Genomic DNA, 14,455 nt, shown 5'->3' with positions numbered 1-14,455 from the left:
TATCCCTTTATTTTTTCTGCTGAACCAGATGTTGCAGATCAGGATCATTTTGGATGCGTTGCAATTCAGTCTCAATAACATGGACTATATCCAATTTTACCTGTCGGTAATTAGCTTCAATATCCTCTTTCATTTTGTCAGAACCATTATCGTCTATGAATGAAAGGATTTCAGGAATCTTTTGATAACTCTTCGTTTCAGCTGACACCTTCTCGTTATCCACAACAATCTCGGCATGGAAAATCTTTTGTTCTATACGCTCGTCAAAGTTATCGGACACAGCCCCGACGAACATGCCCTGGGTGAGGGTAGAAATTTTAGATGCCGGTATGAGACTGTCCATTTGCGTCGAAATTGAGGTTGATTTATCATTACGGTTTATGGTCATACTCTGCCGCTTCTGTAGCACTTTACCAAAGCGTTCTGAGAGGTTTTTGGCGGTTTCTCCCACGACCTGGCCACTGAATATATTACCGACCGTATTTTGAATGACTTTACTTTCTTTGTCACCATAATCCCGTGTTAATTGAGAATAGTCCTGAAAGCCTAAGCAAACGGCTACCTTGTTGCTTCGAGCTGTGGCAATAAGATTATCCAGTCCCCTGAAATAAATGGTGGGAAGTTCGTCTATGATAACTGAACTTTTAAGCTGCCCCTTCTTGTTGATAAGCTTTACAATTCTCGAATTATAAAGTCCCAGTGCAGCCGAATATATGTTCTGGCGGTCGGGGTTATTCCCGACACATAAAATTTTGGGTTCATTCGGATTATTAATATCGAGTGAAAAATCATCTCCTGTCATCACCCAATAAAGTTGTGGCGAAATCATGCGCGAGAGTGGGATTTTTGCTGAGGCAATCTGTCCCTGAAGCTGATCCTGCGCACCTCCCTGCCAGGCATCCATAAATGGAGAAAGATAATTCTCCAGTTCAGGATACGAAGTTAATATGGTAAAGACATCAGCGTATTTTTTATTCAGCAATTCTATAGCATGGGGGAAAGTACAGTACTTCCCATTGTCATAGATTTTCAGGAACCAAATTATAGCAGCCAGCAATATAATTGGCGATTCTACAAAGAAATCACCCTGTTTCTGTATCCAGCTTCTATTCAGGTTTAGCATGATGGTATAAGCAGATTCATAGGCGTCTGATATGTCTGTCATAAAATCGGGATTTATGGGATTGCAGCGATGGCTCCTACGGGGGTCGTCAAAATTTATAACATAGAATTTGGGCTTGACCTTATATTTATCGGCGTGTTTCAAAAGATGGTTATATGCGATGGTGGACAGGTCATCAAACTTGAAGTCATAGATATACATCGAGAAACCCTTCTCAATATGCTGCTTGATGTAGTTATTAACGATGGCGTACGATTTACCGGAGCCGGGCGTTCCTAAAACTATAGTCGCCCTGAAGGGATTCACCACATTGATCCAGCCATTATTCCATTTTCCTTTGTAGTAGAATTTTGTAGGCAGGTTGACCGAATATTCATTTTGCATCAGTAGGATTTCCTGTTGGAAACTTTCGTTTTCATTATTGAAAACATCATCCATAAGATTGTTACGCAATAAGCGGCTCATCCATACACCGGCAACCATTAGGCTTATATAGCCTGCCGATGTAGTAAGAATATAAAGGTAAGTGGCTACCGTAGCCGTGAGTTTTAACAGGGGCCAATTAAATAAGAACAGTATAAATCCAATGCATAATCCGCTATATATTTTTGGCCATGTAATCTTTTCGTCTTTTACACCCTTGGTTCCCAAACAACTGAGAGCAAGCAACACAAGGGCAAACAACTTCGTGTAGAGGGTGTTTGAAAATAGTCCTGCCGTCCGGTGAAAGTTCCCCAACACTTTATTTACAATTTCGAGTGTCCAGCCACGATCCAAAAAGAATCCGTAACAAAACCAGTAAAAATGCATCAGCACTAAAATTATACTTACTGCACGCATAAACGCCATAATTTTGGCTAACCCCCTAAGATCGTCTTCCCCTTGCATACTTTGTAATTTTTAAAAGCTGAATTTAGAAACTGCCACGGCACCCATCGATGAATGGCTTTATATGTCCAGTAATGGCTTAGTTTGGCGTTATTATTAAATTATGCCCTGTTTGATCCTGGTTTTCTTTTTCTTTTTTTCATACGGTTTTCAAAAGCAAGTTCCTCGTAATCTTCGCCCTGAGATTCGGGAAGTAGGCTTGAAAATTCATTGTTCGCTTCATCATTGCGGTTATCGGTATTTGCGAAGTCAAATAGATGGTGTGGCTGTTGTTCAGGCTCATGTAGCGGTGCTTTAGTTTCCTCTTGTGAAAGACTGGCGGATGTGTTTTTTTGCTCCATTTTCCACCAATCATTAAACATATTGGCTGAAAGGTTTTTGCTTAATTGGGAACCGTTCCAGACCGAACGGCTCTCATGGTCAATAAAGGTCATGCCGTAAATCCGTCCTTCCGCGTTGCGACGAATCACTACGTTAATGCCTTGCTCGTTAAGCTGCTGTTTGAAAGCGGCCTCATTACCTGCACTATGCATGGCGATCTCGATTGTGTTTTTTAGAATAGGCCTGACTTTGCTGCCATTCATCCTTTCCTTAGAATGTTCAAAATGGCTTTGGAGCTGTGCCAGTCCTGCATTTTTCCCGAACAGTGACGCTTTGAACGGGTGGCTTGCTTTTTCTCCGTTTTCGTTCAGTACAAAATATACAAGGCCATGGCGGGGTTGTCCACCCAATTCCCCTTTTACCTCTTCAGCAGTAATATTGAAAAGTGACAGCAAAGCATTATAAGCGCCAAAGCTTTGGTAACTGTAATACTTTGGTAGGTGACGTATAACAGAAGCAATATTGGCCTTAACATTGCCGCGTGCGTATTCCACGGGTTTGAACAATCGTTCATTTTGCGATTCCTTTGTTTCAAGGGCGGGCTTAAGGCCGTACTGCTCTTCCAGCTTTCTGCAAATAGCCATGGAACGTGGATGGTCGTAACTGTCAGGGATCTTTTTTCCGTCCAATTCAACACACGTAGTCACAATATGTATATGGGTGCGCTCAATGTCAGTATGCTTATATACAATATAGGGCTGGTTACCGTAACCCATCTCCTTCATATACTGCGATGCCATATCCCTAAACTTGTCGTCAGTAACCTTGTCCTCGGGATCAGGGTTGAGCGAAATATGCCGGACAGGCTTTTCCGTTTTATTGTTAGCTAGCAGGTAGGGCTCAAAATAGCGACATATTGTAGCTACCGAATAGCGATTATCCAACGTGTCAGGTATCTTGTGAGTGAGCAATACCTTCCCATTTTCCTTATCCACTTTGTGCTGGTTGTAAGAAAGCGCACCAAGTATATTCTCGCCTTTCCCTATTTTTGCAATCATTTTTCAGGTCTTTTACCAAGATATTTGCTTTCAAATTCCTGGGTTAATTCGATTATCTGCCGGCACAATGAAGCCATCTCGACAGTCTGTTTTTCCAGCTTAAACAGATAAGCTGCGGCTTTCTTCTCAGAGAAATTACGGTAAAGTATCTTGACAATCTGGTTGTAGTTTACACCAACAGCGCGAAATTGCCCAAACAATTTTGTCAATTGTGTATGGTAATCCATCGCAGGCACATCCACTTTGACCATCCGGATCTCACGCTGGAAGAGAAGCGAAATGATAAATTTGGCCCTATTATTCATGCCCGAGGCTTCATACAGGGATAAAAACCGAACATTTTCCTGATCTGTCAGCCGAAACACATATCGGTGGCAGCTTCGGTTAAGCTTTGGCTTACGGCCGCCTTTGTTATGTTTTTTGTTGTCATCACTCATCATAAATCCATTTTCAATAATTAACAAAACCCCGACTTCGGAGGGCGTTTTCCAGCCCCCTGCAAGGGCAAGTTGTTTTGAGGCACCCTTCCTGTTTCGGGTGCCTCAAAACATAACTTGCTCTGTTCTGTAGAACAGAAAATCCACCCTTCGGGATGGATTGGAGTAAGCAGGATAAATGGCCTAAAAGCCATTAACGGTTACGGTTCAACCCTGTCGGGAGGCAAGAGTCATAGTGCTGGTATACCGCCAATACAAAGTAAAGGCGGGAAGTGGAAAGCATTGCACAATGCAACAACGCCGAGTATTGCCATCAGTGGACAAACAAAACCATTACTGAGAAAGTAAGTACCCATCTGCATTCCTTTGTCCATATATAACACCATAGCAAGATATGTACGTACCAACCTGCATATGTAAGCACAGATGTGCAAGCTGCTCTACCGCAGCACATACTTATATAATTTATCATATGCCTATGTGAATAATTAAGTGCGTATGAAGATGTGCATGCAGCTGATTAGGTAACCACATACATCTTTATTTACGGTTGCCACTGCATATGCACCTATGCAGGTTGTAGCCAACATACCTATCTACGGATGTAGTGCCGCATGTGAGTATGGTAAACTTCTAAAATCATTTATATATGGAAACAAATCATAAAACAGTATTTATCGCCTTTTCTTCACAAAAGGGAGGCGTTGGCAAAAGTACATTTACAACCCTTGCCGCAAGTGTGATGCACTACCGTCTGGGCTATAATGTCGCCGTCTTCGATGCAGATTTTCCCCAACACAGCCTTGTCAAAATGAAATCCAGGGATTTGGCAATGGTCATGGAAAACGAGGTTTTGAAAAAAATGGCATTCCGGCAATTCAGCACAATCAATAAAAAGGCCTATCCCATTATACAAAGCAGGGCGGAAGAAGTATTGGAGTCCGCGATTAATTTTATAGAAACTTCTCCGGTGGCCATCGACGCGCTTTTCTTTGATCTGCCGGGGACGGTCAATACCCCGGGTATCCTGAAGGCCCTAGCCGGCATGAACCATATTTTTACCCCAATTATGGCAGACCGCCTGGTAATGGAAAGTACGCTCATCTTTACACAGCTGCTTCAGGAAGTGATTATGAAAAAAGGTGAAACCTCGATTGAGTCCATCAACCTGTTCTGGAATCAGGTCGATGGCAGGGAAAGCACACCTTTGTATGATGTTTACAATAAGCTCATAGCGGAACTGGGATTAAGCCTTATGCGAAGCCGGATTAAAAACAGCACCCGCTTTCGAAAAGAGAGCGAAATGGATAGCAAAGCCATTTTTCGCTCAACGGTAATGCCGGCAGATGAACGTTTGATGAAATCCACCCAGTTGGACCAATTCATGGAGGAATTTTTAAGGATTATAAAGTTGTAGTGCTATGGACCAAAATAATAAAAGAAAAGCCGGTTCCGATATCGATGAAGAAGCAATGATGAACCTCATGGTCGATGGCGTAAAGAAGGAAGGCCTTACATTACCTGGGCAACCGGCAGACCTTGCCAAAGAAAATCGAATCGGTCCGCCCCGGGCACAACCTGTCAGGGAAAAAGACAGGACAAAGAACAAATCGCAAGGGAACTACGAAAGCATTTTCTTTAAAAAGGCTGAAACTAATGCCCGTGATGGCAAGACGGTGTACATCAGGCCGGATTTCCATGAAAAACTTTCAAGGATAGTGCAGGTGATCGGAGAAGACAAAATTACCATTTATGCCTATTTGGATAATCTGTTGGATTATCATTTTCAGGAATTTGGGGAACAGATAACCAAAAGCTTTAATGAAAAATATAAACCAATTTTATAGATATGGAAGCAATTATAATTCTATGCCTGCTGGCTGTAATTGGATTACTGTTACAGGATAAAATAGTTATAAGATGGAAACGCGACAAGAATGAATCATCGGAATCCACAAAAATTGAGCATGAAATAATGGGTAGCCCGAAACCATTGGAAAGACACTCTGTGACGATTGCCGCCCGTGAAGGCCAAAAAGAAAAGCAGGTGGCCCAACCTCATAATTTTGCTATGGAAACCAAGGAAGAAGGTTTTAGTGCAATTCCGCAGGAAGAGCTGGATGAAGTTTTTGACAAAGGGCCAGACCTGTATGAAGAAGAAGATGAGGAATGGAGCAGCTACGGGCCGCCAAATGACGAAGATGGTTTTGCCACAGGGGTTACCTTCGATGAACTGAGCGCTACGCAAGCGTTGCTTCAACAAGAAACGTTGGAGCCCGCCTTGGAAAGACAAGTAGTGGATATTGTTCAAAAGATTCAGGGAACCGATCTTTTCAGTCTTTTGGAACAAGCGATGCCGGACGCTTCGCAGAGAATCGCGAAGCTGCTGGAAAAAAGCCTGGGGTCGGAAATGGGATCCGGTTCTTCCGTTTTGCGGAATAATTATTTAGAGAATTTTGACATAGGCGATTTTGCCTGACAAGTGCCAAAGCAAAAAAAGGATTGATTATAGTTTGTAATCAATCCTTTTATCTTTTTACCAACGTATTGATAGAAACACCCTGCTTTTAATCTAAAACAATTCATATGGAAAGCGAACTGCCGATTTATACCATTGAAGGAACTGATTTTTATGTGGACGTAAATAGCTTCCGGCTTACCGAAGTTGGTAACCCGGAGAATGTAATCGCCTGCACGGATATGGCTGACTTTTGGGATGGCTACCGTTTTGACTACAATAAGGAAAGAAAGAATATACCGGGCTTTTATCAGAGAACGGATGCAGTTATAGCGTTGCCCGGATTCACTGTCCTGGATCCGGAAGGGATGGCGAAACGTTTCTGTATAAGTATTGACCAGGTTAAGGCCACTACAGATTTTGACCTGTTGGTCGATCCTGTCTCTTTTGATTTAAGGGTAAATAAAGGGGTATTGCCGACCCTGACAATAAGTGGCCATATTTTCTATGTGGATATCCGTATGGATATGTTGCGCCCCAAAGATGATTTCCTTTCCAGGGGAATTAAATTTTCCGATTGAGAATTACTATGATGAAGATAAAAGGACATATACCATTCCATACAATCCCAAAACCCACGAGTTCCAGGAACCGGACTACCGCAATATCAAAGGCCTGCCAAAGGACATTATTACCGTAGAGTTCCCTTCGGAAAGGTTACTGGACCGTATCGGCTGGAACCGGAAGTATGGCTTCGACATGAAGCATGGGCTTCGGATAAATGGACTGGCAATGCAATTCGAGGCCAGGCATGTGCCGTGGAAAGAAACTTTTTTGGTTGATCTCATTAAAAGCAACCGTTCTATAGAGCGGAAACGGGAAGAGCAAAGAAAAGGATTGCAACAAATGAAGGAACCGCAGCAACCCGGGAACAAGGGTCGAAGGATGTGACAATAGCAAACGTATGATAAAGCATCGGAGAGTAATCCCGATGCTTTTTTTTAATAGATCCATCACAAGAGCGCCTCCCGATGCCAATCATTTCCTTACGGCGAAACTTTGCTTTCGTGCTTCTATTTCTATCACACCTTTGTCCCGAAGCTCGCGGTAAGCGGGATAAGTATAATTTCTAAATGTGATTAATCATGCTAAAAGAAAGAAAAAAAGTATTGCTGACAGGTTTGCTGTTCCTATCGGCATTCGCAGTGTTTGCTCAGGGCGACGGGTCGGCCGGTATCAATGAAGCAACACAGATGGTTACGTCCTATTTTGACCCGGCTACACAATTGATCTATGCCATAGGCGCTGTGGTTGGCCTTATAGGAGGCGTAAAGGTTTACAATAAGTTCAGTAGTGGAGATCCGGATACCAGCAAAACGGCTGCGAGCTGGTTTGGTGCCTGTATTTTCCTGATTGTTGCTGCTACGATACTGCGCTCATTCTTCCTGTAACCCGGCGTCTATGAATAATTATAATATAAACAAAGGGATTGGCAGGACAGTGGAGTTTAAGGGCCTGAAAGCCCAATACCTGTTCATATTCGCTGGTGGCTTACTTGGAATACTGGTATTGGTCATGGTGCTGTATATCGGAGGGATAAGCTCTTACATCTGTCTTGGGATCGGAGCCGGTGGGGCATCATTCATTGTGTGGCAAACGTTCGCCCTTAATAAAAAATACGGCGAGCATGGCCTGATGAAAATTGCTGCCCGAAAGAGGCACCCACGCTACATCATCTGCCGAAGGGCAATACCGCGCTATCTAAAAACAACTCCTAAAGCAGCTTCACTATGAAAAATATTTCCAAATCTGCCACATTGGAATATAAGTTTCCACTTTTAGCCGTCGAGAATAATTGCATCGTCTCTAAAGAGGCTGACGTCACTGCCTGCTTCAGGGTGCATTTGCCTGAGCTCTTTACGGTAGCATCCGCTGAATATGAAGCAATTCATTCGGCCTGGTATAAAGCGATTAAGACATTGCCCGACTACACTGTGATCCATAAACAGGACTGGTATATAAAAGAGAACTACGCTCCAAACATTGCGGAAGACGGCCTGAGTTTTTTAGGCAAATCGTATCAGCAGCATTTTAACGAACGGCCGTTCCTGAACCACTACTGTTATGTATTCATTACCAAAACTACCAAGGACCGCATGAGAATGCAGAGCAATTTTTCGACCCTTTGCAAAGGAGCTCTCGTCCCGAAGGAAATGCAGGACAAGGAGGCCATGCACCGCTTTATGGAGGCTGTGGCCCAATTCGAGCGGATTATCAATGATAGTGGTTTTGTAAAGCTTGAACGGCTGACTGAAGAGGAGATTGCCGGTACTGATGATGTCCAGGGATTGCTGGAACAGTATTTCACCCTGTCCAGAGAGGCAGGCACCCCGATGCAGGACATAGCCCTGGGCGCTGAAGAAGTGAGAATCGGGAACAACAGGCTATGCCTGCACACTTTATCCGATACCGGTGACCTTCCCGGTACAGTTGCGGCAGATACGCGCTATGAAAAGCTTTCCACTGACCGAAGTGATTGCCGCTTGTCTTTCGCGGCACCAGTGGGGTTGCTGCTCAGCTGCAACCATATTTACAACCAGTATATCTTTTTGGATAATAGTGAGGAGAACCTCAGGAAATTTGAAAAGTCAGCGCGAAACATGCATTCGCTCGCGCGTTACAGCCGAAGCAACCAGATCAACAAGGAATGGATCGAACGCTATCTCAATGAAGCGCACTCTTTCGGGCTTTCTTCTATCCGGGCACATTTTAATGTAATGTCATGGTCTGATGACCCCATTGAGTTTAAGCAGCTTAAAAACGATACAGGCAGTGCATTGGCACTTATGGAATGCAAACCCAGGCACAATACCGCAGATGTTGCGACACTGTACTGGGCGGGTATTCCGGGGAATTCGGGTGATTTCCCGAGTGAGGAAAGTTTTTATACATTCATCGAGCCCGCCTTATGCTTTTTCACAGAGGAAACTAATTACCAGAATTCTGCATCGCCGTTTGGAATAAAGATGGCTGACCGCCTCACCGGAAAGCCTATCCATCTTGACATATCGGATCTTCCTATGAAGCGTGGTATAATCACCAACAGGAATAAGTTTATCCTGGGCCCGTCAGGATCGGGAAAATCTTTCTTTACCAACCACATGGTACGTCAGTATTATGAGCAGGGCGCGCATGTGCTGCTTGTGGACACGGGGAACAGTTATCAGGGTTTGTGTGAGCTGATAAAAGGCAAGACAAAAGGAGACGACGGTGTGTATTTCACCTACACTGAGGACAATCCCATAGCTTTCAACCCCTTTTACACCGATGATGGGGTATTTGACATCGAGAAACGCGAAAGTATCAAAACGCTTATACTAACCCTATGGAAACGAGACGATGAGCCGCCGACACGTTCTGAGGAGGTGGCACTCTCCAATGCCGTGAGCGGTTATATAGAAAAGATAAAAAATGGTTCTGAGCGGCCATCCTTCAATGGTTTTTATGATTATGTGCAATCAGATTACCGTAAGGTACTGGAAGAAAAGCATGTTAGGGAAAAAGACTTCGACCTTGCCAATTTCCTTAACGTACTGGAGCCATATTATAAGGGCGGTGAATACGACTACCTGCTAAATTCTGACAAGCAGCTCGACCTGCTTTCCAAACGCTTTATCGTTTTTGAAATCGATGCCATCAAAGACCACAAGATACTTTTCCCTATCGTGACCATCATCATTATGGAAGTTTTCATCAATAAGATGCGAAGGCTAAAAGGTATCCGGAAGCTGATCCTTATTGAAGAAGCATGGAAAGCCATAGCGAAAGAAGGTATGGCTGAGTACATAAAGTACCTTTTCAAGACTGTCCGCAAATTCTTCGGTGAAGCGATTGTGGTAACCCAGGAAGTGGATGATATCATCCAGTCACCAATTGTAAAGGAAAGCATCATCAATAATTCCGACTGCAAGATCCTCCTTGACCAGCGGAAGTACATGAATAAATTCGATGACATACAAGCGATGCTTGGTTTGACCGACAAGGAAAAGGCACAGGTACTTTCCATAAACATGAACAATGATGCAACCCGTCTTTACAAGGAAGTCTGGATTGGCCTTGGCGGGACACATTCGGCGGTATATGCGACTGAGGTAAGCCTTGAAGAATACTTGGCTTACACTACCGAAGAGACTGAAAAACTGGAAATCATGCAATTGGCCGCAGAACTTGGAGGCAATGTTGAACTGGCAATAAAGCGGATCGCAGGAGAAAGAAGGGATAAATAATAAGTGTACAAATAATTTAAAAATCAAATACAATGAGAAAATTTTTGTTTATGGTGCTGGGTGCAACGCTGTTTGCCACCGCACCGATGAGGGCGCAATGGGTGGTTTCCGACCCGACGAACCTGGCTCAGGGAATTGTCAACACCGCTCAGGAGATTGTGCAGACATCCGCCACTGCTGCCAATACTTTGGACAGCTTCAAGGAAGTGCAAAAGGTCTATCAGCAGGGTAAAGAATACTACGACGCACTTAAGGCAGTGAACAATCTGGTGAAGGATGCCCGTAAAGTGCAGCTGACAGTTCTTATGGTTGGTGACATTTCTGAGATTTATGTTGTGAATTTCGGAAAAATGATGAACGATCCAAATTTTAATGCGCAGGAACTCAATGCAATTGGCTTCGGTTATTCCAAACTGCTCAACGAGAGCGCCGAGCTCCTGAAGGAACTCAAGCAGATTATCACTGCGTCGAGCTTATCCCTGAACGATAAAGAGCGTATGGATATTATCGACAAAGTTTATGGTGAAGTAAAGCAGTATCATAGCCTGGTACGCTACTATACCAATAAGAATATTTCAGTAAGCCTTATCCGTGCAAAGAAAGCAAACGATACAAAGAGGGTATTGGAATTGTACGGCAGGCCAAATGAAAAATACTGGTAATTAATAAGGTTATGGAATTCGAAAATCTTCACCAGGTACTGCGGTCACTCTATGATGAAATGGTACCGCTTTCGGCAGAGATGGCGACAATTGCCAAAGGGCTTGCCGGTTTGGGAGCGCTGTTTTATGTAGCCCTTAAGGTGTGGCAGGCCCTGAGCCGTGCTGAGCCCATAGATGTTTTCCCACTTCTTAGGCCATTCGCTCTAGGCCTTTGCATTATGTTCTTTCCTACTATGGTGCTTGGAACTATCAATGCAGTGCTAAGCCCTGTAGTGACCGGAACGCATGGGATATTGGAAGGCCAGGTGTTTGACCTTAATACACTACAGCAGCAGAAAGATCAACTGGAACGTGAAGCAATGATGCGAAATCCTGAGACCGCTTATTTGGTTTCAGACGAAGAATTTGATAAGAAGCTCGAAGAATTGGGATGGTCGCCCGGAGACCTTATGACAATGTCAGGGATGTATTTGGAGCGCGAAATGTATAATCTTGAAAAAAGCATTAAGGACGGGTTCAGGGAGTTTATTGAGATACTTTTCAAAGCTGCCGCTCTGGTTATTGATACTATCCGTACATTTTTCCTCATTGTGCTTTCGATACTGGGGCCAATAGCTTTTGCCATATCGGTTTGGGAAGGTTTTCAGTCCACGTTGACGCAATGGCTGATGCGGTACATCAGCGTGTATCTGTGGCTGCCTGTTGCAGACCTCTTCAGCGCTATGCTTGCAAAGATTCAGACACTGATCCTTCAGAAAGATATAGAGAGCCTTTCCGATCCCAACTACATTCCTGACAGCTCATCTACGGTTTATATCATATTTATGATTATCGGCATCATCGGATATTTTACCATCCCGACGGTTACAGGCTGGATCATTCAGGCTGGCGGCGCAGGAAATTATACCCGAAATGTTAACCAGGCTGCGCAAAAAACAGGGAACGTTGCGGGTGCAGTCTCAGGGGCGGGTGCCGGGAATATCAGCGGAAGGCTAATGAACAAATAATAATAGAAAAGATGGAATTTAAAATTTTAAGGAACATAGAAAACAGCTTCAGGCAAATCAGGCTGTACGCCATAATCTTTGCAGCTCTTTGCATTCTTGTAGCAGGATTTGCAGTCTGGCAATCGTATCAGTTTGCACAGGAACAAAGACAGAAAATTTATGTCCTTGATAATGGCAAGTCTCTGATGCTGGCCCTATCACAGGACGCGTCAATCAACAGGCCGGTAGAAGCTCGCGAGCACGTAAGACGTTTTCATGAGCTGTTCTTTACCCTTGCGCCGGAAAAAAATGCCATAGAAAGCAACATGAAACGGGCTTTCAACCTGGCAGATAAAAGTGCCTTTGATTATTATAAAGACCTTTCTGAGAAAGGATATTACAACAGGATCATTTCCGGGAATATACAGCAAAGGATAGAAGTTGATAGTGTTGTCTGCAATTTTGATAAGTATCCATACGCTGTAACGACCTATGCGAGGCAAAGCATTATCCGCAGCAGCAATGTGACCAACCGGAGCCTGATAACTTCATGCAGCCTTGTTAACTCGGTTCGTTCCGACAGCAACCCGCAAGGTTTCACTATTGAGAAATTCAGTGTCCTTCAGAACAACGACATTGAAACCATAGAACGCTAAGATTTTAACGATGAAAATGAGGGATTCAATCAGCCGGTGGATGGAAAAGCAGGAAGCCCGCTGGCAGGCGCTGCCTCGTGACAGGCAACGCAAATTTACTGTTTTGCTTTTTGCCGCTTATCTGGCTATCAGCGTTGGTGTTTACATTGGATACTTATACGATGTCAGCTCGCCCGGTAAGGTGATGGAGTACAGGCATATTGAAAATCCGGTGCTTAATTCTAAATCTTCACATAAAATGAAGGACACAATTTTACATACCTATAAACGATAAATTATGAAAGAGACTGAAAAAAAGAAGCAGGTCGTAAGGGTTACAGAAGGGAACCCTGGAAAGGAAGCTGCACAGCTTCCGGATGGGAACATAAATAAAGCAGAACGCCTTAGGAAGCCGCTAATATTCGCGCTGATGGGCGCAGTATTCCTCGGCTGCATGTACCTGATATTTTCGCCATCGGGCGAAAATGAAAACCCTTTGGAAAAGGTGGGGATAAATGATGCTGTACCACAGGCCACCGATGCAGGATTGCAATCCGATAAGCAAAAAGCCTATGAGCAGGAACTGCTGGAAAAAAGGGATCAGGAAAAAAGAAAATCGCTTCAGACACTGTCTGATTATTGGAGCTCCGATTCTACAAAACAGGAGGTGGTGCCGGAACCCGAAGTCATGGAGCAGCCGGATCCGCAGAATGGCGGCAATGCATTAAGCAGTTATCGCAATGTACAAAGCACCCTTGGCTCGTTTTATCAAAATAATGATGAGAATGAGGCATTGCGAAAGGAGCTTGAAGCGATGAAGGCAGAACTCTCCCAAAAGAAAGCCGTTCAGGATCCGATGCAGAACCAGCTTGCCCTTATGGAAAAGTCCTATGAGATGGCAGCAAAATATTTTCCGGGCGGTACAGGCCCGGCCACAAAAAAAGATTCTGCGGCGCCTACCGCAAAAGAATCGTTTGTAGCGTTCCGACAGGAAAGGAAAAATGTCGTTTCCGCATTACCGCAGGAAGCGGTTATAAATTTTTCCTCCCCGCGCAACCAAGCCGGAAACCAAACGGTATTTCGCAGTGCGGTCAAGCAGCAGCAGACACCTCAAATCAGGAACGGTATCCGTGCCTGTGTACACGAAAGCCAAACCATTGCAGGGGAGGGAAACGTAAAGCTGAGGCTGCTCGAAACCGCGCATGCTGCAAGCATGACAATCCCTCAGGGAGCCTTGTTGACGGCCTCGGCTAAATTTCAGGGAGGTCGCCTTCAATTAAAAATTTCTTCAATTGAGCATCAGGGCAACATTATACCGGTAGAAATACTGGTGTATGATATAGACGGGCAACTTGGGCTAAATGTTCCAATAACGCCTGAAGTCGGTGCAGCCAGCGAAATGGCAGCTAATATGAGCCAAACAGCAGGCACTAATATGATGCTCACACGCTCGGCAGGACAGCAGATTGCTGCCGATCTTAGCAGGGGTGTCGTCCAGGGTGTCTCCGGTTACTTTTCAAAAAAAGTAAGGGTCCAAAAAGTCGCCCTTAAGGCGGGTCACCAAGTCTTCCTTGTTTCCAAAAAATAACGTTTAAACTAAA

The 14,455-nt window shown here is 44.2% G+C and carries 16 protein-coding genes; 13 read left to right on the top strand and 3 right to left on the bottom strand.

From position 1 onward, the window contains the following. Positions 1-7 precede the first annotated feature (7 nt). From mobC to mobA, 3 genes are all read right to left on the bottom strand, one after another. Positions 8-2,011, bottom strand: a complete 2,004-nt coding sequence (gene mobC, locus KJK34_RS10325) for a conjugal transfer protein MobC (RefSeq protein WP_223053802.1) — start codon at positions 2,009-2,011, stop codon at positions 8-10. Between the two features lie 101 nt (positions 2,012-2,112). Beyond that, a complete protein-coding gene (gene mobB, locus KJK34_RS10320; RefSeq protein WP_223053801.1) occupies positions 2,113-3,390 on the bottom strand; it encodes a conjugal transfer protein MobB in 1,278 nt (425 codons plus the stop codon). Further along, positions 3,387-3,830 carry a conjugal transfer protein MobA gene (gene mobA / locus KJK34_RS10315; RefSeq protein WP_223053800.1) on the bottom strand — a complete coding sequence of 148 codons (444 nt, stop codon included), beginning with the start codon at positions 3,828-3,830 and terminating at the stop codon, positions 3,387-3,389. The genes mobB and mobA overlap by 4 nt, the downstream gene beginning before the upstream one ends. Before the next feature lie 646 nt (positions 3,831-4,476). On the opposite strand from mobA, the gene KJK34_RS10310 reads away from it, so the two are divergent. From KJK34_RS10310 to traM, 13 genes are all read left to right on the top strand, one after another. Continuing rightward, positions 4,477-5,244 carry a ParA family protein gene (locus tag KJK34_RS10310; protein WP_223053799.1) on the top strand — a complete coding sequence of 256 codons (768 nt, stop codon included), beginning with the start codon at positions 4,477-4,479 and terminating at the stop codon, positions 5,242-5,244. Between the two features lie 4 nt (positions 5,245-5,248). Continuing rightward, positions 5,249-5,674 (top strand): DUF3408 domain-containing protein, encoded by a 426-nt coding sequence (locus KJK34_RS10305; protein ID WP_223053798.1) that lies wholly within the window; start codon positions 5,249-5,251, stop codon positions 5,672-5,674. 2 nt (positions 5,675-5,676) lie between these two features. Further along, positions 5,677-6,306, top strand: coding sequence for a conjugal transfer protein TraD (locus KJK34_RS10300; RefSeq protein WP_223053797.1), 630 nt, complete (start codon positions 5,677-5,679; stop codon positions 6,304-6,306). Positions 6,307-6,413: 107 nt separating this feature from the next. Continuing rightward, entirely contained in the window at positions 6,414-6,866 is a 453-nt protein-coding gene (locus tag KJK34_RS10295; RefSeq protein ID WP_223053796.1) for a hypothetical protein, read from the top strand. Continuing rightward, entirely contained in the window at positions 6,829-7,236 is a 408-nt protein-coding gene (locus tag KJK34_RS10290) for a hypothetical protein (RefSeq protein WP_223053795.1), read from the top strand. Before KJK34_RS10295 ends, KJK34_RS10290 begins: the two co-directional genes overlap by 38 nt. Positions 7,237-7,430: 194 nt before the next feature. Continuing rightward, on the top strand, positions 7,431-7,736 hold the full coding sequence (locus KJK34_RS10285; RefSeq protein ID WP_223053794.1) for a DUF4134 domain-containing protein: 306 nt from the start codon (positions 7,431-7,433) through the stop codon (positions 7,734-7,736). A gap of 10 nt (positions 7,737-7,746) precedes the next feature. Beyond that, on the top strand, positions 7,747-8,079 hold the full coding sequence (locus KJK34_RS10280) for a DUF4133 domain-containing protein (protein WP_223053793.1): 333 nt from the start codon (positions 7,747-7,749) through the stop codon (positions 8,077-8,079). Next, complete coding sequence (locus KJK34_RS10275; RefSeq protein WP_223053792.1) at positions 8,076-10,571, top strand: TraG family conjugative transposon ATPase; 2,496 nt, start codon at positions 8,076-8,078, stop codon at positions 10,569-10,571. The genes KJK34_RS10280 and KJK34_RS10275 overlap by 4 nt, the downstream gene beginning before the upstream one ends. A 32-nt stretch (positions 10,572-10,603) precedes the next feature. Then, entirely contained in the window at positions 10,604-11,233 is a 630-nt protein-coding gene (locus KJK34_RS10270) for a DUF4141 domain-containing protein (RefSeq protein WP_223053791.1), read from the top strand. Between the two features lie 11 nt (positions 11,234-11,244). Further along, on the top strand, positions 11,245-12,240 hold the full coding sequence (gene traJ, locus KJK34_RS10265; RefSeq protein ID WP_223053790.1) for a conjugative transposon protein TraJ: 996 nt from the start codon (positions 11,245-11,247) through the stop codon (positions 12,238-12,240). An 11-nt stretch (positions 12,241-12,251) separates the two neighbouring features. After that, complete coding sequence (gene traK, locus KJK34_RS10260) at positions 12,252-12,875, top strand: conjugative transposon protein TraK (protein ID WP_223053789.1); 624 nt, start codon at positions 12,252-12,254, stop codon at positions 12,873-12,875. Positions 12,876-12,885: 10 nt separating this feature from the next. Next, positions 12,886-13,149 (top strand): nitrogen regulatory IIA protein, encoded by a 264-nt coding sequence (locus KJK34_RS10255; protein WP_223053788.1) that lies wholly within the window; start codon positions 12,886-12,888, stop codon positions 13,147-13,149. Positions 13,150-13,152: 3 nt separating this feature from the next. Then, positions 13,153-14,442, top strand: a complete 1,290-nt coding sequence (gene traM / locus KJK34_RS10250; protein WP_223053787.1) for a conjugative transposon protein TraM — start codon at positions 13,153-13,155, stop codon at positions 14,440-14,442. Positions 14,443-14,455 lie beyond the last annotated feature (13 nt).

The organism is Flavobacterium coralii (genome assembly GCF_019891545.1).
GTDB classification, from domain to species: domain Bacteria; phylum Bacteroidota; class Bacteroidia; order Flavobacteriales; family Flavobacteriaceae; genus Flavobacterium; species Flavobacterium coralii.
This window is presented reverse-complemented; position numbering and strand designations above follow the sequence as displayed.